The sequence below is a fragment of the Sphingomonas sp. PP-CC-3A-396 genome (genome assembly GCF_004343105.1).
GTDB lineage: Bacteria > Pseudomonadota > Alphaproteobacteria > Sphingomonadales > Sphingomonadaceae > Sphingomonas.
Genome location: NZ_SLYF01000002.1, coordinates 311,575 through 331,175, shown reverse-complemented (window position 1 = coordinate 331,175; position 19,601 = coordinate 311,575). Strand labels below are relative to the sequence as shown.

Below are 19,601 nucleotides of genomic sequence, written 5' to 3'. Positions count from 1 at the left end.
GATGATGAGATACCAGAACAAGTAGCTCATATATTTCGTCAAATAGAACGACCCGAAGAAATAATGACCTTCAAGGAGGTATTTGGCAGAAATGCAATGTTCATTTCATGCTATTCCTCCAAAGATAATCGAAAAGACTATCTTGTTAAAAGGCTTTTAAAGACTAATCGGGGAACAAACAAAACAGAGCTTGAGTCTATGGCGCTCAAGATCATGTCAATCGACGAAAACGAAAAAGATATGCCAAGCGGCCAGCGAGTGATGGAATGCTACCAGCACGCTGATTTTGTTCTAGACTGTACGGACCTATCAACATTAACCAGATCTGCAGAACGGCTGATAGATATCTACTTCGGGCATCCTTTTATATCCCCGTCGAAAGATGAATATTGCAGTTATTTTGCAAATGCCGCGTCCTACAGATCTCTGGACCTATCACGGCAGGTTGGCGCGGCCATTTTTACAGATGAGTGCGAGGTAGTAGCCCTTGGATGCAACGAAGTTCCAAAAGCCGGTGGAGGAACATACTGGCATGACTCGGAATGTGACCATCGTGACTATGCCATCGGACAGGATTCAAATCAGCAGGTTAAGCAAGACATGGCGCGAGATGCTCTTGTGCGCCTGCAAAAAACATGGCTGATCGACAAATATCAAAAGCTTTCGCCGGAAAGACTTTCCTTCCAAGCCCTTGAGGCGAAAGGTGCGCCACTTCGCGGTTCGATGATAAGCGACGTTATTGAGTACGGCCGAATGGTACATGCAGAAATGAACGCGATCACCGATGCAGCAAGAACTCGCAAAATTACCCAAGACACAACGCTTTACTGCACAACGATGCCGTGCCACCTATGCACAAAACTCGTAATTGCATCAGGAATTAAGCGTGTTGTTTATGTTCAACCATATGCTAAAAGTTTAGTTGATGAGTTATTTTCTGACTCCGTTGCAATCGATCAAGGTCTACAACCGAACAAAGTAACGTTTGAAACTTTAAAAGGTGTAACGCCAAACGGATTTAGAATTGCCTTTCGCAAGACATCCAAAAGAAAAAATGACGACGGCACGGCTATATCATGGAACCCACTGCAAGCCGTACCAACTTTTCTGAGCTTTTTTCCATATTATCGGCCACTAGAGATCACTGCATCAGCCGAATTTAAAAAGGCTTTCAACAAAGTCATGTCCGGAACACAACAGAGCCTCCTTCCCAATGAAGACCAGGATTAGTTACCGAATTATTTAACTAACATTAACTATTCGCTTCTCCAGCAACGGCGCAAGATACTTCCCAGTAAAGCTACCCTTGGCTTTCGCCACCTTCTCCGGCGTGCCTTCGGCGACGATCTCGCCGCCCTTGACGCCGCCTTCCGGGCCCAGGTCGAGCACCCAGTCGGCGGTCTTGATGACGTCGAGATTGTGTTCGATCACGACGACCGTGTTGCCTTGCTCGACCAGCGCGTGGAGGACTTCCAACAATTTCCGCACGTCCTCGAAATGGAGCCCGGTGGTGGGTTCGTCGAGGATATACAGCGTGTTGCCGGTGGCGCGGCGCGAGAGTTCCTTGGCGAGCTTGACGCGTTGCGCTTCGCCGCCCGAGAGCGTCGTCGCCTGCTGGCCGACCTTGACGTAGCCGAGGCCGACCTCGACCAGCATCGCCATCTTGTCGCGGATCGGGGGGACCGCCTTGAAGAACTCGGCGGCGTCCTCGACCGTCATGTCGAGCACGTCGGCGATCGAGTGGCCCTTGAACTTCACCTCGAGCGTCTCGCGATTGTAGCGCGCGCCGTGGCAGACGTCGCAGGTGACGTAGACGTCGGGTAGGAAGTGCATCTCGATCTTGAGCACGCCGTCGCCCTGGCACGCCTCGCAGCGGCCGCCCTTGACGTTGAAGCTGAAGCGGCCGGGCTTGTAGCCGCGCGCCTGCGATTCCGGCAGGCCGGCGAACCAGTCGCGGATCTGCGTGAAGCTGCCGGTGTAGGTGGCGGGGTTGCTGCGCGGGGTGCGGCCGATCGGCGACTGGTCGATGTCGATGACCTTGTCGAGATACTGGAGGCCGGTGATCTTGTCGTGCTTGCCCTGGACGATGCGCGCGCCGTTCAGCTCGCGGGCGGCGGCGGCGTAGAGCGTGTCGATCGTGAAGCTCGACTTGCCCGAGCCGGAGACGCCGGTGATGCAGGTGAAGGTGCCGAGCGGCAGGCTGGCGGTGACGCCGCGCAGGTTGTTGGCGACCGCGTTGTGGACGGTGAGCTTCTTGCCGTTGCCCTTCCGCCGCGTCGCGGGCACGGGGACTTCGCGCGTGCCGTTGAGATAGTCGGCGGTGATGCTGCCCTTCGACTTGAGGATCTGCTTCAGCGTGCCCTGCGCGACGACCTGGCCGCCGCGGACGCCGGCGCCGGGGCCCATGTCGATGATGTAGTCGGCGGTGCGGATCGCGTCCTCGTCATGCTCGACGACGAGCACGGTGTTGCCGAGATCGCGCAGACGGCGGAGCGTCTTGAGGAGCATGTCGTTGTCGCGCTGGTGCAGGCCGATCGAGGGCTCGTCGAGGACGTAGAGCACGCCCGACAAGCCGCTGCCGATCTGCGACGCTAGGCGGATGCGCTGGCTTTCGCCGCCGCTTAGGGTCCCAGAGGTGCGGTCGAGGTTGAGGTAGTCGAGGCCGACATTGTTGAGGAAGCCGAGGCGCTCGACGATCTCTTTCAGGATGCGTTCGGCGATCGCATTCTGCTGGTCGCCGAGGTGCTGCGGCATGTCGGTGAAGAACTGGAGCGCGTCGACCACCGAGAGATGCGTGGCGTAGGAGATGTCCTTCATCGCGATCTTGACCGCGAGCGCTTCGGGTTTCAGGCGCGCGCCGCCGCAGACTTCGCAGGGGGCGGCGGACTGGTACTTGCTCAGCTCCTCGCGCATCCAGGCGGAGTCGGTCTGGAGCATGCGGCGGTTGAGGTTGCCGATGACGCCCTCGAACGGCTTGCTGACGTCGTATTTCTTCTTGCCGTCGATGAAGGTGAGCGTGACGGGCTTGCCCTTCGAGCCGTGCAGGATGGTGCTCTGGACCTCCGGCGGGAGGTCGGACCAGGGCGTCTCGATGTCGAACTTGAACTCGCGCGCGAGGCTGCCGAGGACCTGCATGTAATACGGGCTCGGCGGGTTGGATTTCGCCCAGGGAACGACCGCGCCCTTCTTGATGCTGAGCATGTGGTTGGGGACGACGAGGTCTTCGTCGAACAGCAGCTTCTCGCCGAGGCCGTCGCAGGCCGGGCACGCGCCCTGCGGGGCGTTGAACGAGAACAGGCGCGGCTCGATCTCGGAGATGGTGAAGCCGCTGACCGGGCAGGCGAACTTTTCGCTGAACACGATGCGGCCGTCGGGGGCGTTGTTGCCGAGGATCTCGGACTTGGGGGTGTGCGGCTCGACCGGGTCGGCGGGGTCGACATAGGCGAGGCCGTCGGCGAGTTTCAGCGCGGTTTCGAAACTCTCGGCGAGGCGCGTGGCGATCTCGCCGCCGACTACCAAGCGGTCGACGACGACTTCGATGTCGTGCTTGTACTTCTTGTCGAGCGCGGGGGCTTCGTCGATGTCGTGGATCGTGCCATCGATGCGGACGCGCGCGAAGCCGGCCTTCTGCCACTCGGCGAGTTCCTTGCGGTACTCACCCTTGCGACCGCGCACGACGGGGGCGAGCAGGTACAGGCGGGTGCCCTCGGGGAGCGCCATGACTCGGTCGACCATCTGGCTGACGGTCTGCGCCGCAATGGGCTCGCCGGTGGCGGGGGAATACGGGATGCCGACGCGCGCCCAGAGCAGGCGCATGTAATCGTAGATCTCGGTGACGGTGGCGACCGTCGAGCGCGGGTTGCGCGACGTGGTCTTCTGCTCGATCGAGATTGCGGGCGAGAGGCCCTCGATGTGGTCGACGTCGGGCTTCTGCATCAGTTCGAGGAACTGGCGGGCATAGGCGGACAGGCTCTCGACGTAGCGGCGCTGGCCCTCGGCGTAGATCGTGTCGAACGCGAGGCTCGACTTGCCCGAGCCCGAGAGGCCGGTGATCACCGTGAGCGTGTCGCGGGGGATGTCGATGTCGACGTCCTTGAGGTTGTGCTCGCGCGCGCCGCGTACGGAAATCTTGGTCAGCATAAGGTGAGTTCTACTTCTGTTCTTGGCCGGATGCCAGTGCGGGAGATAGGAACGGCAACGGGATTCCGCCAGCGCACCACGTCGGTTCGCGTTCGATGCCAAATCCCCGAAACGGACCTATCTCGCCGCTGTGATTGGCGGTGGATAGGGTATTCACAGGTCAACGCTCCACAGGGCGTCCAGTTCGTAGCGTGCCGCGTGTATTTTACCGGCCGACCCTCGACCCACCGCACATTCGGCGCGGTCCTCGCCCGTTCGGCCCTACAGGGGAACGTCATGGAAGACCTGCGCATAATCCTGGAAGTCGCCGTGTCGGATCGTCACGACATCGCCGCCTATGGCTTCGCCTTCGATGGCAAGCCGGTCGCAATGAGCGGCGGCAAAGGCGTGTTCAAAGCGTTTCCAGACCGGAAGAAGCTGCTTGAATGGGTGATGCTCGGCGAGGCCGGTGGCACGATGAAGGTCGAGGTGCTGCGCGACGGGGTAGCGATCTACATCCGGGACGCATCGACGATTCCGCCCCCGCTGGCCAAGGGGTATGACGCCTTCCTGGTTGAGGTCAGTTGACCCCGCCTGCCGCGACGCACGTGCTCCGTGCGTTCGCGCTGGCGATCGGCGTGATCGGGACCGTGGATCCCGCTGCGGGCCAGTCCTCCCCAGCGCCAGTCAGTCCGGCGCCTGCCACCTCATCTGCTGCGTCGACGCTACCCGGCCAGACTGTGCCCCCGTTGGCGAACGCCCATACCATTATGACCAAGGTCGCCTATCAGCGCGTGATTGCGGCCGCGGAGCAGACAGCGCGGGCGGCCAATCGTGCCGCGCGGGCCGCAGAGGCTGCGTTGGCCTATCTGCAGACGCTCGCCAGCTATCGTATCGCGATACCGGCCGGTTCGACGGCTGGCGCGGTCGTCAAGACGCTAGCAGTTGGCGCAATGCCGGCGGCGGAGGCGCCCGCCGATACAGTGGCCGATCAAGCGGCGGACGATCATGATAGCCCGAAAAACGGGCAAACAGGACTTTCACCAACCGAAAACATGCCGGTTGAGCACCGCGTTGATAATACCCGCTTGGCCGTCGACGCGATCGCCGCAGGACCCGCGAACGGTCCCAACGACCGTTTTCTCAAATCCAGTCGAGCGCCCGACCTGCAATTCATCGCATCCGGCGACGACAAGGTCGCGAGCCTCGCCTGGACTTTTGATGTCAGTAGCCAACCGACTGACGATCACCTGTCCGTCGATCACTTGACGATGACGGTATCGAGCGATCTCGATTCATCGCATGAAGCCAAGATCCTGGGTCTAGACGGGTTCTCCGGCGGCACCGAGATTGGCCTATCCTACATCCATTATTCTACCAAAGCCGTACTGAACGGCGTAGGTAAGCCCGAAGTTCTAGCGGCACAGTCGAACTGCCTCGATGCGAATTCAGGTGACTTACCGGCGGACGCGCTTTGCAATCCCTATGCTTTCCCGACCGGCGTATCGATGTTCGTGTCCCGCTATAATCCGGCCGGCCTGCGTTCGCTGATCCGGACGGTCCTGCCGCGCGAAGTCTATTTTTACGGCCTGCAAGCAGCAGCGAGCCAGACCGATTATACCTATCTCGACCGTACGAGCTTCGGCGTTCGCAACCAGTCCAAACTGGGATTCAAGACGACGATATTCGGCGGCGTCATCTTCGGTCCGGGGCCTCAGACGGAACCACGAGATCCGAACGACACGGCACCGGAAAAGATGGGCCAATCGGCGCTGACCGGGTCCTTCACCTATGGCCGCCGCTATGCCGAAAACGATCCGGTGACGCTCTGCCAGCCGATCACGACACCACAAACGCAATGCCTGACGAACGCGGACGGCGCCCCGGTGCGGAAGGACAAGGCGATCGTCGCAGTCGAAGCGCGGCATGGCTTTGGCGCAGCGGTCGGACAGTTTGCGACGCTGGCGATCGCGCCGCAGGTCAGCGTCGATCTGAAGTCCAAGGCCTTTTCGCTGGACGTGCCCGTGTATTTCGTCGGCGACGGCACCGGCAAGCTGCGCGGCGGCGTACGCGGTGTATATCTGAACCGTCGCGACGGCACCGGTGGCCGCGATGACGATTTCACGCTTGGCCTGTTCGTCGGCGTCCCGTTCAGCGTGTTCGGATCGTAACGCTCAATCGGATCTGCGAATCAACGCGCTGCGACTGCAATTACGGAAGCATCGACGGAGCCGATCCGCTGGGCGTATGTGTGTGTGTGTGTTGCACTATAGGTCCGGTGTCTTATCTATATCAGACACAGCGCGAGAGACTGATATGGCAAAGACGAAGACAGCCAGGATTCCCAAGCGGATCGGCGGCGTGAAGATCCCGAAGGACCTTCGAAAGACGGGAAATACGCTGATCGAAAGCATGGCTAGCCCGGTAGGACGTGATATCGTGATGGGCGTGCTGGCAAAGGGCGCCGGGCGTCAGGTCCTCGCCGCTGGGCTCATGGCGGCGGCCGCGGCGATCGCCAGCAAGGGTACGCGATCGACGGGAGAGCGGCCTGCTTCGCCAGAGTCGGACCAGGCATGTGGAGGCGGATCGCCGTCCCGGGCTGAATCCTCGCCCCCCGCCCCCGCTTCCGCCGCACACGCAACTGGGGCGACCGACGACGTCGCTGCATCTCATGCTGACAAGTCTTCTCCCGGGCAGGGATCGGGCCATGCTGATACCGTCAAGCAAGGTTCGCCGGACCCGGAGCCTGCAGTAGCCGAATTAAATGCAGGATCCGGCCCGTTCGCAGGCGACACCCCCGAACCGCCCCGCAGCGATGCCCCTGCTATGTCGCCTGAGATGGCAAAGGTCCTCGACAGCGTGGCCGGTGGACTCGAACGGCTATTTGCCGGGTTCGCAAGCCGAGCAGGCACCAAGCCGGACAAGGAACCGCCCTATTCCGGCTGACCGGAGCCCATCCGGCGGCCGAATATTGCGGCCCATTATTGCCGGCGTCGTCACAATCAGACTGCGGCTTAGTCAGGCCGCAGTATCCTCAGGCGGCCTTCTCATACCTGATCGATGTGCGAGGATGCGCGCGTTTGGCACGATACATTGCGGCGTCGGCGCGTGAGATCAGGTCGGCAATCTGGCCAGCCCAGACGCCGTCGACGGTGCCGATACTGACACCTATCAAACCCGCCGCCGGTGCATCACGTTGCATAGCCAAGGCAAACTCCGCGGCGATGGCATCGCCCAGCGTGATGGCCTGATCGACAGCGGTATCGGGCAGCAGGCAGACGAACTCGTCGCCACCCCATCGAACCAGATGACCGTTCCGACCGAGCGCCGCCCTCGCAATGTCTGCCAACGTGCACAACGCCGCGTCGCCTGCGGCATGGCCCAGCGTATCGTTCAATGCTTTAAACCGATCGATATCCAACATCATGACTGCGAGCGGTGTCTGCGGGTCAAATGTCCGGCTAACGCGGTCGAGGCCTGCGCGATTGAGTGCACCGGTAAGCTGATCGCGCTCCATCTGGTCGCGCAGGGCGGTCTGGCCGCGCTCTGCTTGCAGGATCAGCAGCGAGAAGGTGCGGAAGATGATGAAGGCGATTTGGCCTGCGGCGAGCCAAGCAGCGAGACCGTCGTGCATGCCGGTCAGTTGCGTGCCGATCCGATCGTGATAGGCGAGCCAGGCGCGACCGAGAAAGAGCGGCACGGTGATCGCGAACAGAGCCGCCACGATCCAGCCGGTCTGGAGTGATTCACGCCGCGCCAGGTGGAATGCAGCAATGACGACGACCACGTCGAAGCTCGCGCGAACGACGCTGAGATAGGCGACGCGGAGGTGAAAATGTGCGGGATCGTCACTGAACACCAATGGTACGGCCAAAATGGCGGCAATTCCCAAAAGCGGCGTCAGGCGAGCCTCGGGCCGAGCGAACCGGAGCACGGCGCCGGCGATCAGCGCATACCCGATCACCGCGGCGGGATTACCGGTATTCGGCGCCCAGGCGATGCCGATACTGTCGTTCAGCACCGCCATCATCGTGCCGAACCCGACGACGAGATGGCCTGCGCCCCATAGCAGCGCCCATGTGCCGAACCGCCCCGTCACCACCGGCACGAGGTGGACGAACCCCGCCACCAGCATGCCAAGCGCGGCAACCACGTAAAGGGTAGTGAGATCGAGCGCCACGGACACCTGCTTGTTCGTTCGTTAGGCGGCTAATAGGCTGGCTTTGCTAAGGATTCGTTTGAGTTGGGTGGAGCGGCGGACGTTTAGAGATTGGGGGTTGGAGTGTCCGGGGGGTGCGCGGGGTGCGCGCGCGGTATGGCTTGGGCGAGAGGTCGTTAGCGCGACGCGCCTCGTCAGGCATACGCCCTCCGCTTTCGCCGCGCTTTCCTCCCCCGTCATCCCGGCGAACGCCGGGACCCATGGTCGCGGACCAGGTCATGGCAGCACGGTATCGCCGGGTCCGCCGCAACCGTGGGTCCCGGCGTTCGCCGGGATGACGGATGGGGGCGCGCAACGGGGGACACTGGGCGTCGTGATAGGCCAGGCCCGTCATTATTCACCGGAGTTCGCGTCCCTTTAATGGGGCTTCACCATTCATCAGTCTCCCCCGTCATCCCGGCGGACGCCGGGACCCATGGTCGCGAACAGGGTCATGGCAGCACGTATCGCCGGGTCCGCCGTAACCGTGGGTCCCGGCGTTCGCCGGAATGACGGATTGGGGGGTGCGTGTCGGATGGGTTTTGAGGAACGTACGGGGCTTCGGGCAAACTGCGGTTCAATCCGGTGCCGACCTTTTCCCCTTGCTCTGTAGACGCAGAAAGGGCGTCGGTGGATTACCACCGACGCCCTTTCTAAATTCAGCTTAGGCTTGGCTTGGCCGGACAGGGGCAAAGCCCCTGTCGCCGGACGGCGCTGGAGCGCCGCCGGCTGGGCACGCCCTTTGGATCCATATCTAGCTATTGCTAGATATGGATCGGCTTGCCCTGTACCGCCATGGCGGCTTCCTTGATCGCCTCGGCATGCGTCGGATGCGCATGGCAGGTGTAGGCGATGTCTTCGCTGGTAGCGCCGAATTCCATCGCGATGGCGGCTTCGGCGATCAGCGTGCCCGCGAGGCTCGAGACGATCCAGACGCCGAGGACACGGTCGGTCTTGGCGTCGGCGATGATCTTCACGAAGCCGTCGGTGTCGCGGTTGGTCTTGGCGCGGCTGTTCGCAGCGAACGGGAACTTGCCGACCTTGATCTCGGTCTTATCGCGCGCGGCCTCTTCGGTGAGGCCGACGCCGGCGATCTCGGGCATCGTGTAGACGACGCTCGGGATGACGTCCTCGTTGACGATGCCGGTCTGGCCGGCGATGTTTTCCGCGACCGCGACGCCCTCGTCCTCGGCCTTGTGCGCGAGCATCAGGCCCGGGATGCAGTCACCGATCGCCCAGACGCCGTCGACCTTGGTGCGGAACGAGTGATCGGTCTCGATCTGGCCGCGCTTGTTGAGTTCGAGGCCGATGGCTTCGAGGTTGAGGCCGTCGACGTTCGCTTTCCGCCCGATCGAGACGAGCACCGCGTCGGCGGTCAGCGTCTCGGATGCGCCACCCGCGGCGGGCTCGACGGTGACGGTCGCGACGCCGTCAGCGACGGTGACGCCGGTGACCTTGGTCGAGAGCTTCAGCTCCATGCCCTGCTTCTTGAAGAGCTTGGCGGTCTCGCGGCGGACTTCACCGTCGAAGCCGGGAAGGATCTGGTCGACGAACTCGACGACCGTGACCTTCGCGCCGAGACGACGCCAGACGCTGCCCAGTTCGAGGCCGATCACGCCACCGCCGATGACGACCATGTGCTCGGGGACCTTCGGCAGTGCCAATGCGCCGGTGCTGTCGACGACGGTCTTCTGATCGACCTCGACGCCGGGGAGCGGCATGACGCTGGAGCCGGTGGCGATGACGATGTTCTTCGCGGTGACCTTCTGGCCGTTCACGTCGACGGTGTGCGCGTCCTGGAACGCGGCCTTGCCCTTGAGCCACGTCACCTTGTTCTTCTTGAACAGGAATTCGACGCCGCCGGTGAGTTCCTTGACGGCCTTGGCCTTCTCGGCGTGCATCTGGTCGAGGTTCAGCGTGACGCCCTGGAAGTCGATGCCGAACTTCGTCATGTGGCCGCCCTTGGCCTCCTCGTAGATCTCGGAGGCGTGGAGCAGCGCCTTGGACGGGATGCAGCCGACGTTGAGGCAGGTGCCGCCGAGCGTCTCGCGCGATTCAGCACAAGCGGTGCGCAGGCCGAGCTGCGCTGCACGGATCGCCGCGACGTAACCGCCGGGGCCCGCACCGATCACGAGGACGTCATAGTCGTAGTCAGCCATGCCTCAACTCACCTTTTAACTTATTGCGCTTCGCCGCAACGAGATCGCGCGTGAACCCGAGTGCAGCTTGCAACTGTGCCCGAGTGATATGGGAATAATCCGCGAGATAGCTATCGATCGAACCACCATACTCGATGAACTCAAGGAGGTGATCGACGTACATTCGGGTGCCGGCGATGCGAACCTTGCCGAAGCAAACATCTGGGTCGGTCACGATGATACCGTCCCATGGCGTTCGATCTGGTGCCGTCATCTCGACCTCCGTTTGCCCACGGTACTTTCCGTCATCCTGGGCTCGACCCAGGATCCAGAGCAACGAGCGGTTCCGTCCGTTACTCTGGATCCTGACTTTCGTCAGGATGACGGTTTAAGTCATGCGATACCTTTGGTGTACCTTCTTTTCGTTCAGAACGTACCGTCGTTCATCGACCTCAGAGGTCGATCAGGATGCGGGTCGGGTCTTCGATCGCGTTCTTGAGCGCCACCAGGAACGTCACGGCTTCGCGGCCGTCGATCAGGCGGTGGTCGTAGCTGAGTGCCAAGTACATCATCGGGCGGATGACGATCTGGCCGTTGACGACGACCGGGCGCTCCTCGATGCGGTGGAGGCCCAGCACGGCCGACTGCGGCGGGTTGATGATCGGGGTCGACATCAGCGAGCCGAACACACCGCCGTTTGAGATCGTGAAGGTACCGCCCTTCATCTCGTCCATCTTGAGCGCGCCTTCCTTGGCGCGCTTGCCGAAGTCGCCGATCGTCTTCTCGATCGTCGCGACCGACATCTGGTCGGCATCGCGGATCACGGGGACGACGAGGCCGCCCGGCGACGAGACCGCGACCGAGATGTCGGCATAGTCGTGATAGACGATGTCGTCGCCGTCGATCGACGCGTTGACCGACGGGATGTCGCGCAACGCCATCGTCGCGGCCTTCACGAAGAAGCCCATGAAGCCGAGGCGAACGCCGTGCTTCTTCTCGAACAGATCCTTGTACTTGGCGCGCGCCTCGATCACCGCGGTCATGTCGACGTCGTTGAACGTCGTCAGCATCGCGGCGGTGTTCTGCGCTTCCTTGAGGCGCTTGGCGATCGTCTGGCGGAGGCGCGTCATGCGGACGCGCTCCTCGCCGCGACCCGATGCGGCGGCGGGGGCTGCGGCCGGTGCGGGTGCCGCGGCGGGAGCAGGCGTGGGCTTGCTCGACGCGGCGGCGGTTACGTCTTCCTTGGTGATGCGACCGTCGCGGCCGGTACCCTTGACGGTGCCGGGGTCGACGCCGTGCTCGAGCACCGCGCGGCGGACCGACGGGGAGAGCGCGGCGGGAGAGTCACTGGTGCCTGCGCCGGGCTGGTCGCCGTAGCCTGCGCCGGACTCGTCCTTCGCGGGAGCGGCGGGCGTTGCGGTCGCGGCGGGCTCTGGCGCCTTTGCGGTAGCGGGGGCGGGCGCAGCGGCGGCGCCGTCACCGGAGTCGATCGTGGCGAGCATCGCGCCGACCTGCACGGTGTCGCCAACGGCGACCGCGTGCTGGCCCATGACGCCGGCGACCGGCGACGGGACCTCGACCGAGACCTTGTCGGTCTCGAGGCTGGCGATCGGCTCGTCGACCGCGACGGGGTCGCCGGGCTGCTTCAGCCACTCGCCGAGGGTGGCTTCGGTGATCGATTCACCCAGGACGGGGACGGTGACTTCGGTTGCCATGTTTGCTTCTACCTTTTGTGCTCCTGCGGACGCAGGGGCCTAGGGTTACTCTGCCGCCCCCTGGGTTCCTGCTTTCGCAGGAAAACTGGGAGCGGGTTCAATCAATTTGCGCGGGTGCGGCGGATTTCGTCGCGGACGGAGTGGCCGAGCGCGTCGGCGACGAGCGCGCCTTGTTCGGCCTGGTGACGCTTCATCAGCCCGGTCGCGGGCGAGGCCGAGGCGTTGCGCCCGGCGTAGCGCGCGCGCTTCACGCGAGAGTCGACCGTTGCCAGCGCCTCCTCGATCAGCGGCTCGACGAAGAACCAATAGCCGTTGTTCTTCGGCTCTTCCTGCGCCCAGACGATCTCTTCCAGGTTCGGCATCCGCGCGACGCGCTCGGCGATCGGGTTGCCGGGGAAGGGATAGAGCTGTTCGACGCGGACGATTTGCGTGTCGGTGTCGCCCGCGGCGTCGCGTGCCTCGATCAGGTCGTACGCGACCTTGCCGGTGCACAGGACCAGACGCTTCGTATCGACGTCGGCGGCCGGATTGGTATCCGACAACAGACGGCGGAAGTGGCTGTCGCCCTGGAAATCCTCCGAGTTCGAGACGGCCAGCTTGTGCCGCAGCAACGACTTCGGCGTCATCACGATCAGCGGCTTGCGGAAGTTGCGGTGCATCTGGCGGCGAAGCAGGTGGAAATAGTTCGCCGGGCTGGTGCAGTTCGCGACCTGGATGTTGTCGTCCGCGCAACTCTGGAGGAAGCGCTCGGGACGCGCCGAGCTATGCTCAGGCCCCTGCCCTTCATAGCCGTGCGGGAGCAGCATCACGAGGCCGTTGGCGCGGAGCCACTTCGACTCGCCGGACGTGATGAACTGATCGATCATGATCTGCGCGCCGTTGACGAAATCGCCGAACTGCGCCTCCCAGAGGACCAAGGTCTTCGGGTCGGCGAGCGCGTAGCCGTACTCGAAGCCGAGCACGCCGTATTCGCTGAGCGGGCTGTCGAGTACCTCGAAGCGGCCGTGTTCGATTTCCTGCAACGGCACGTACTTATGCTCGTCGGTCTGGTCGACCCACACCGCGTGACGCTGCGAAAAGGTGCCGCGGCCCGAATCCTGGCCGGACAGGCGGACGCCGTAGCCTTCCGACAGCAGCCCGCCGAATGCCAGCGCCTCGCCGGTCGCCCAGTCGAAGCCCTTGCCCGACTTGAACATCTCGCGCTTGGCATCGATCACGCGGTTGAGCGTCTTGTGGATCTTCACGCTGTCCGGGATCGTCGTCAGCGTACGACCGAGCGAGTCGAACAGCTTCGTGCTGAGGCCGGTCTCGACGTTGCGGCGTGCCGACGCGCCATCGGTGGGCGCGCTGAGGCCGGTCCAGCGACCGCCGAACCAGTCGGCCTTGTTCGGCTTGTACGACGAGCCGGCTTCGAACTCGCCCTCGAGACGGAGCGTGAACTGCTTCACGTTCTCGTCGATCCAGGGCTGGTCGATCACGCCTTCCTTGATCAGGCGATCGCCGTACACCGACGAAACGCCGGGGTGCTTGCGGATGATGTCGTACATCAGCGGCTGCGTGAAGGACGGCTCGTCGCCCTCGTTGTGGCCGAAGCGGCGATAGCACCACATGTCGATCACGATGTCGCGGTGGAACTTCTGGCGGAATTCCATCGCCATCTTGGTCGCGAAGGTGACCGCCTCGGGATCGTCGCCGTTGACGTGGAAGACCGGCGCCTGGACGCCCTTTGCGACGTCCGACGGGTAAGGCGACGAGCGCGCGAACTGTGGCGAAGTCGTGAAGCCGACCTGGTTGTTGATGATGAAGTGGACGCAGCCGCCGGTGTTGTAGCCGCGGATACCGGAGAAGCCGAGGCACTCCCAGACGATGCCCTGCCCCGCGAACGCCGCGTCGCCGTGGATCAGCACGGGCAAGCTCGCCACGTGGTCCTTGAGGTCGTTGTTGAGCGTCTGGATCGCGCGCGTCTTGCCGAGCACGACCGGGTCGGCGGCTTCGAGATGCGACGGGTTGGCGACCAGGCTCATGTGAACCTTGTGGCCGTCGAACTCGCGATCGGTGCTGGTGCCGAGGTGATATTTCACGTCGCCCGAACCACCGATGTCATCGGGGTTGGCCGAACCGCCGGCGAATTCGTGGAAGATCACGCGCAACGGCTTGGCCATCACGTTGGCGAGCACGTTGAGACGACCGCGATGCGCCATGCCGATGACGAGCTCGCGCACGCCCATCTGGCCGCCATACTTGATCACGCTCTCAAGCGCGGGGATCATCGATTCGCCGCCGTCGAGGCCGAAGCGCTTCGTGCCGACATACTTCTTGCCGAGGAATTTCTCCCACTGCTCGGCTTCGATCACCTTGGTGAGGATCGCCTTCTTGCCGTCGATGGAGAATTCGATCGCCTTGTCCTGCCCCTCCATGCGCTCCTGGAGGAAGCGGCGCTCCTCGACGTCGGAGATGTGCATGTATTCGAGGCCGACATTGCCGCAGTAATTCTTGCGCAACGTGTCGACGAGCTCGCGGATCGAGACCCATTCGAAACCCATCGTGCCGCCGAGATAAACCTTCCGGTCGATGTCGGCGTCGGAGAAGCCGTGATATTCGGTCTTCAAATCCTCGGGCATCTCGCGCTTGGACAGACCGAGCGGATCGAGGTTCGCGGCGAGGTGACCGCGGACGCGGTAGGTGCGGACGAGCAGCTGCGCGCGGATCGCGTCGGCGGCGGCCTTGGCGATCTCTTCCTTCGAGACGGGCGCGGGTGCCGCGGCGGCGGGGGCCGGCTTGCCACCCTTGGCGGGCTTGGGCGCGGGCTCCATCTGGGTCGGATCGAGCGCTGCGGTAAGGTCGTCCGTGGTGGTGAGCGGCCAGCGGGCGCTCTCCCAGCTCGGGCCCTGCGCGGAGCCTTCGAGACCCTCGAAGAACGCGCGCCAACCGGATTCGACCGAGGCCGGGTCCGCGTTGAACTTGGCGTAGAGCGTCTCCACGAACGCCGGGCTGACGCCGGCTGCGATATCGCTGAAATCCTGGCCTTCGTAGCCCATCGTTCTCGTCCTCAGTGTCCTTCTCCCCGCGGGGGAGAAGGAGGGGCCCACTCGCACTTGCGGGTGGGAGGGTGAGGGCACGGGCGGTCACGTGCCCTCACCCTTCCGCTGCCAAGAGGCAGCTCCTTCCCTCTCCCCGGGGGGAGAGGGGTAGTTCGTTCAACCCTTCAGCACGCTCAGCAGCGTCTCGCCGAGCAGGCTGGGGCTTTCCGAAACGCGGATCCCGGCAGCTTCCATCGCCGCGATCTTGCTCTCTGCGTCGCCCTTGCCGCCCGACACGATCGCGCCGGCATGGCCCATGCGGCGGCCCGGAGGCGCCGTACGGCCGGCGATGAAGCCTGCCATCGGCTTCGACCGACCGCGCTTGGCTTCGTCGCGGAGGAACTGTGCCGCCTGCTCCTCGGCGTCGCCGCCGATTTCGCCGATCATGATGATCGACTGGGTCTCGTCGTCGGCGAGGAACAGTTCGAGCACGTCGATGAAGTTCGTGCCGTTGACCGGATCGCCACCGATGCCAACCGCGGTCGTCTGACCAAGGCCTGCGTTCGACGTCTGGAACACGGCCTCATAGGTGAGCGTGCCTGAACGGCTGACAACGCCGACCGAACCCTTCTTGAAGATCGAGCCGGGCATGATGCCGATCTTGCACTCGCCGGGGGTCAGCACGCCGGGGCAGTTCGGGCCGATGAGCCGCGACTTGGAGCCCGACAGCGCGCGCTTGACCTTGACCATGTCGAGCACGGGAATGCCCTCGGTGATCGCGACGATCAGCTCGATCTCGGCGTCGATTGCCTCGAGAATCGAATCGGCGGCGAAGGGAGGCGGCACGTAGATGACCGACGCGGTCGCGCCGGTCATCGCCTTGGCTTCGGCGACGGTGTTGTAGACGGGGAGGTCGAGGTGGGTCGTGCCGCCCTTGCCGGGCGTGACGCCGCCAACCATTTGCGTGCCGTATTCCAGCGCCATCTTGGTGTGGAAGCTGCCGGTTTCGCCGGTCATGCCTTGCGTGATGACCTTGGTGTTCTTGTCGACGAGGATGCTCATCTAGTGCTCCTTGTGTCCCCGTTGGGGAACAGGATTAAAACAGTGACTCGAACAGGTCGTTCCAGTCGGGGTTCATTCGTTCGATCTCGGACAGTTTCCACTGCCGGTTCCACTTCTTCATCTGAAGTTCGCGCAGGCGCGCGTTGTCCAGATCGTCATGCACTTCATACCAAACTAGAAGTTTGCAGTGGTGCGTTTTCGTGAAACCGATGATCAGGCCGTTACGATGCTGGTAGGATCGTGCGGCGAGATCGCTGGTGACACCGAGATAAATCGTTCCGTTGCGCCGGCTCGCCATCATGTAGACGTAGCCGGCTGTGTTCACCGCCCGGCCTCCTTGTTTCCCCGCGAAGGCGGGGACCCAGTCTGGGCACCCGCCTTCGCGGGTGAACAAGGAGGCCGGGCGGGAGGTCACCTTAGTTCAGCGAACCATCGATACCCTTGCAGGCGACGATCAGCTCCTTCACCGCATCGACCGACACGGTGAGGTTCTGCTTGGCTTCGTCGTCCAACTTGATTTCGACGATCTTCTCGACGCCGCCCGCACCGATCACCACCGGCACGCCGACGTACAGATCGGTAAGCCCGTATTCGCCCGAAACATACGCCGCCGCCGGCAGCACGCGCTTCTGGTCGTACAGATACGCCTCGGCCATCGCGATGCCGCTGGTCGCCGGTGCGTAGTACGCCGAGCCCGTCTTCAGCAGTGCGACGATCTCGCCGCCGCCGCCGCGCGTGCGCTTGACGATCGCGTCGATCTTTTCCTGGCTCGACATGCCCATCGCGATGAGATCGGGGACCGGGATGCCCGACACCGTCGAGTAGCTGATGACCGGGACCATCGTGTCGCCGTGGCCGCCGAGCACGAAGCTGGTGACGTCCTTGACCGAGACCTTGAACTCGTCGGCGAGGAAGTGGCTGAAGCGTGCCGAGTCGAGGACGCCGGCCATGCCGGCGACCATGTGGTGCGGCAGACCCGAGAATTCGCGGAGCGCCCACACCATCGCGTCGAGCGGGTTGGTGATGCAGATCACGAATGCGTCGGGGGCGTTGGCCTTGATGCCTTCGCCGACGGCCTTCATGACCTTCAGGTTGATGCCGAGCAGATCGTCGCGGCTCATGCCGGGCTTGCGCGCGACACCGGCGGTGACGATGATGACGTCCGCGCCGGCGATGTCGGCATAGTCGTTCGAGCCGGTGATCTGCGAGTCGAAGCCTTCGACCGGGCCGCACTGCGACAAGTCGAGCGCCTTGCCCTGGGGGATGCCCTCGGCGACGTCGAACAGGACGATATCGCCAAGGCCCTTGAGTGCTGCGAGGTGCGCGAGCGTACCGCCGATGTTACCGGCGCCGATCAGCGCGATCTTCTTGCGAGCCATTCCAATCCGTCTCCGTCTGATGTGCGGGGTGATTGGTGACGCCGGTTACGCGCATTATCCCGCTACGGCAACCGCTAAAAGGACAAAAGCGGCTTGTTATTGCGAGTAGTTCGCATGTGCAATAAGCTTAGAGGTGCCCCTCGGCGAGATAGTCTTCAGACCGCATCTCTTCGAGGCGGCTGATTGTGCGGTCGAACTCGAAGCGCCCGTCACCGCTTTCGTAGAGGTCGCCGGGTTGCGCATCGGCGGCGGCGAGGAGCTTGACCTTGTGCTCGTACAGCGCGTCGATCAGCGCGACGAACCGCGCCGCCTCGTTGCGGTTTTCGGGGCCGAGCTTGGGGATGCCGACGAGGATCACGGTGTGGAACTTCCGCGCGATGGCGAGGTAATCGGCCACGCCCCTCGCCTCGCCGCACAGCTTCTTGAAGCTGAACACCGCGACACCCTTGAGCGATTTCGGCACCCGCAGCGTACGGCCCTGAACGATCAGGTCTTCGGCCGGGACGTGCTCGCTGTCGTCGGTCGAGAAGTCGGTGAGGCGGAAGAATGCGGCGGACAGCTGCGCGGTGGCCTCGGGGCCGTTGGGGACGAGCCACGTGTCCTGGCTGCCGAGCCGGTCGCGGCGATAGTCGACCGGGCCGTTGAGCGGGAGCACGTCGAGGCGCTGTTCGATCGTCGCGATGAAGGGCAGGAAATGCTCGCGGTTGAGGCCGTTCTTGTAGAGATCGGCGGGCGGGCGGTTGGAGGTAGTGACGATCGTCACGCCGGAATCGAGCAGCGACGTCACCAGCCGCGACAGGATCATCGCGTCGGGGCTGTTGGTGACCATCATCTCGTCGAATGCGAGCAGCCGCGTCTCGTCGGCGATCGCGGTGGCGACGGGGACGATCGGGTCGCCGACTTCCTTGCGGCGCTCGGCGGCGATGCGCGCGTGGACCTCGAGCATGAACTCGCCGAAATGCACGCGGCGCTTCTTGTCGACGGGGGCGTTGGCGAAGAACAGGTCCATGAGCATCGACTTGCCGCGGCCGACACCGCCCCAAAGGTAGACGCCGCGCGGGTCGGCTTTTTTGGAGAAGCGGGCGAAGAAGCCGGTGGATTTGGGGGCGGCGAGTTCGGTGGCGAGGGTGTTGAGGCGCGCGGCGGCGGCGGCTTGTTCCGGGTCGGGGCGGAGTTCGCCCGAGGCTACGAGCGCCTCATAGGCCTTTAGGACGGTCACGCCGCCGCCCCTTCACCACCCCGGCGGAGGCCGGGGCCCAGTTGGGAAGGTCGCGGTAACGGAGCGCTGCGCTTGATCAATGATCGTGTCCCAACTGGGCCCCGGCCTCCGCCGGGGTGGTGATAGCGGCCGGGGTCAGCCCTTTGGCGGCTTAGGCGACGGCTTGCGGATCGTGGCCGAGAAGGCGGCGATCCTCGTGTCGTCGTCCCCTTGCACCACGAGGCCCCGGAGGAACAAGAGGCGGCCGGTTTCCTTGAGCACCTCGACCTGCGCCTCGATCGGTTCGCCGACGCGGCCGCCGCCGATGAATTGCGTGTTGAGATCGAGCGTGACCGCGGTACCGGCGGTGATCAGGCCGAAGCCTCTGGCGGCGGCGAACAGCGCGACGTCGATGAACGCGAGGAGCGCGCCGCCGTGGACGTTGTTCTGGAGGTTGGAGTGGCGATGCTCGGGGGTGATGCGGACGCGGACGGTGTGGCCGTCGACGCGGTAGAGCATGGGGCCGAGCAGCGTGTTGAAGCGGGTGGGGTCGGAGAGCGACCAACTGCGCCAGCCTGGGTTGGCGGGGTCTTCGGCTTCAACGAAATGGGGTTGGGGAGCAGGCTTATCCGTCATAATTTCCGTTCGTGCCGAGTAGAGACCGAGCGAAGTCGAGGGCTCGTATCGAGGTACATGTCCTTCGATACGCCATCTCGACAAGCTCGATGACTACTCGGGACGAACGGGGTTGGGGGGAGGACTGACGCCCCCT

The 19,601-nt window shown here is 63.4% G+C and carries 15 protein-coding genes; 4 read left to right on the top strand and 11 right to left on the bottom strand.

Annotated features, from left to right (window positions below):
* The first annotated feature begins 63 nt into the window (after window positions 1-63).
* Window positions 64-1,230, top strand: coding sequence for a deaminase (locus C8J40_RS05215; RefSeq protein ID WP_165911368.1), 1,167 nt, complete (start codon window positions 64-66; stop codon window positions 1,228-1,230).
* 12 nt (window positions 1,231-1,242) lie between these two features.
* Here C8J40_RS05215 and uvrA read toward each other — a convergent pair whose 3' ends face one another.
* Window positions 1,243-4,140 (bottom strand): excinuclease ABC subunit UvrA, encoded by a 2,898-nt coding sequence (gene uvrA, locus C8J40_RS05210; protein ID WP_132896091.1) that lies wholly within the window; start codon window positions 4,138-4,140, stop codon window positions 1,243-1,245.
* A 276-nt stretch (window positions 4,141-4,416) separates the two neighbouring features.
* Here uvrA and C8J40_RS05205 point away from each other — a divergent pair, with 276 nt between their 5' ends.
* The 3 genes from C8J40_RS05205 (at window position 4,417) to C8J40_RS05195 (ending at window position 7,065) form a co-directional block, all read left to right on the top strand.
* Window positions 4,417-4,707: a hypothetical protein gene (locus tag C8J40_RS05205; protein WP_132896090.1), complete on the top strand. Its 291-nt coding sequence runs from the start codon at window positions 4,417-4,419 to the stop codon at window positions 4,705-4,707.
* Entirely contained in the window at window positions 4,704-6,290 is a 1,587-nt protein-coding gene (locus tag C8J40_RS05200; RefSeq protein ID WP_132896089.1) for a hypothetical protein, read from the top strand. Before C8J40_RS05205 ends, C8J40_RS05200 begins: the two co-directional genes overlap by 4 nt.
* Before the next feature lie 145 nt (window positions 6,291-6,435).
* Window positions 6,436-7,065, top strand: coding sequence for a hypothetical protein (locus tag C8J40_RS05195; RefSeq protein ID WP_132896088.1), 630 nt, complete (start codon window positions 6,436-6,438; stop codon window positions 7,063-7,065).
* 88 nt (window positions 7,066-7,153) lie between these two features.
* Here C8J40_RS05195 and C8J40_RS05190 read toward each other — a convergent pair whose 3' ends face one another.
* From C8J40_RS05190 to C8J40_RS05145, 10 genes are all read right to left on the bottom strand, one after another.
* Window positions 7,154-8,299: a GGDEF domain-containing protein gene (locus C8J40_RS05190; RefSeq protein WP_132896087.1), complete on the bottom strand. Its 1,146-nt coding sequence runs from the start codon at window positions 8,297-8,299 to the stop codon at window positions 7,154-7,156.
* A gap of 782 nt (window positions 8,300-9,081) precedes the next feature.
* Entirely contained in the window at window positions 9,082-10,476 is a 1,395-nt protein-coding gene (gene lpdA / locus C8J40_RS05185; RefSeq protein ID WP_132896086.1) for a dihydrolipoyl dehydrogenase, read from the bottom strand.
* Window positions 10,469-10,729, bottom strand: coding sequence for a DUF433 domain-containing protein (locus C8J40_RS05180; protein ID WP_056050234.1), 261 nt, complete (start codon window positions 10,727-10,729; stop codon window positions 10,469-10,471). Before C8J40_RS05180 ends, lpdA begins: the two co-directional genes overlap by 8 nt.
* 178 nt (window positions 10,730-10,907) lie before the next feature.
* A complete protein-coding gene (gene odhB / locus C8J40_RS05175) occupies window positions 10,908-12,170 on the bottom strand; it encodes a 2-oxoglutarate dehydrogenase complex dihydrolipoyllysine-residue succinyltransferase (RefSeq protein WP_132896085.1) in 1,263 nt (420 codons plus the stop codon).
* Window positions 12,171-12,271: 101 nt separating this feature from the next.
* Complete coding sequence (locus C8J40_RS05170; protein ID WP_132896084.1) at window positions 12,272-15,208, bottom strand: 2-oxoglutarate dehydrogenase E1 component; 2,937 nt, start codon at window positions 15,206-15,208, stop codon at window positions 12,272-12,274.
* A gap of 159 nt (window positions 15,209-15,367) precedes the next feature.
* The gene (gene sucD / locus C8J40_RS05165; protein WP_132896083.1) at window positions 15,368-16,252 is read right to left on the bottom strand and encodes a succinate--CoA ligase subunit alpha; all 885 of its coding nucleotides are present in this window, start codon (window positions 16,250-16,252) and stop codon (window positions 15,368-15,370) included.
* Between the two features lie 34 nt (window positions 16,253-16,286).
* Window positions 16,287-16,577 (bottom strand): GIY-YIG nuclease family protein, encoded by a 291-nt coding sequence (locus tag C8J40_RS05160; RefSeq protein WP_132896082.1) that lies wholly within the window; start codon window positions 16,575-16,577, stop codon window positions 16,287-16,289.
* Window positions 16,578-16,668: 91 nt separating this feature from the next.
* Window positions 16,669-17,631 carry a malate dehydrogenase gene (mdh, locus tag C8J40_RS05155; protein ID WP_132896081.1) on the bottom strand — a complete coding sequence of 321 codons (963 nt, stop codon included), beginning with the start codon at window positions 17,629-17,631 and terminating at the stop codon, window positions 16,669-16,671.
* Window positions 17,632-17,758: 127 nt separating this feature from the next.
* On the bottom strand, window positions 17,759-18,850 hold the full coding sequence (gene zapE, locus C8J40_RS05150) for a cell division protein ZapE (protein ID WP_132896079.1): 1,092 nt from the start codon (window positions 18,848-18,850) through the stop codon (window positions 17,759-17,761).
* 135 nt (window positions 18,851-18,985) lie between these two features.
* A complete protein-coding gene (locus tag C8J40_RS05145; protein WP_132896078.1) occupies window positions 18,986-19,465 on the bottom strand; it encodes a PaaI family thioesterase in 480 nt (159 codons plus the stop codon).
* Window positions 19,466-19,601: the final 136 nt, after the last annotated feature.

Bases quoted from the DNA above. Each gene is read 5' to 3' on its own strand.
- C8J40_RS05205 (WP_132896090.1), top strand. From the start codon at position 4,417: ATGGAAGACCTGCGCATAATCCTGGAAGTCGCCGTGTCGGATCGTCAC.
- C8J40_RS05145 (WP_132896078.1), bottom strand. From the start codon at position 19,465: ATGACGGATAAGCCTGCTCCCCAACCCCATTTCGTTGAAGCCGAAGAC.
- odhB (WP_132896085.1), bottom strand. From the start codon at position 12,170: ATGGCAACCGAAGTCACCGTCCCCGTCCTGGGTGAATCGATCACCGAA.
- C8J40_RS05195 (WP_132896088.1), top strand. From the start codon at position 6,436: ATGGCAAAGACGAAGACAGCCAGGATTCCCAAGCGGATCGGCGGCGTG.
- C8J40_RS05170 (WP_132896084.1), bottom strand. From the start codon at position 15,208: ATGGGCTACGAAGGCCAGGATTTCAGCGATATCGCAGCCGGCGTCAGC.
- lpdA (WP_132896086.1), bottom strand. From the start codon at position 10,476: ATGGCTGACTACGACTATGACGTCCTCGTGATCGGTGCGGGCCCCGGC.
- C8J40_RS05180 (WP_056050234.1), bottom strand. From the start codon at position 10,729: ATGACGGCACCAGATCGAACGCCATGGGACGGTATCATCGTGACCGAC.
- mdh (WP_132896081.1), bottom strand. From the start codon at position 17,631: ATGGCTCGCAAGAAGATCGCGCTGATCGGCGCCGGTAACATCGGCGGT.
- C8J40_RS05215 (WP_165911368.1), top strand. From the start codon at position 64: ATGACCTTCAAGGAGGTATTTGGCAGAAATGCAATGTTCATTTCATGC.
- sucD (WP_132896083.1), bottom strand. From the start codon at position 16,252: ATGAGCATCCTCGTCGACAAGAACACCAAGGTCATCACGCAAGGCATG.
- uvrA (WP_132896091.1), bottom strand. From the start codon at position 4,140: ATGCTGACCAAGATTTCCGTACGCGGCGCGCGCGAGCACAACCTCAAG.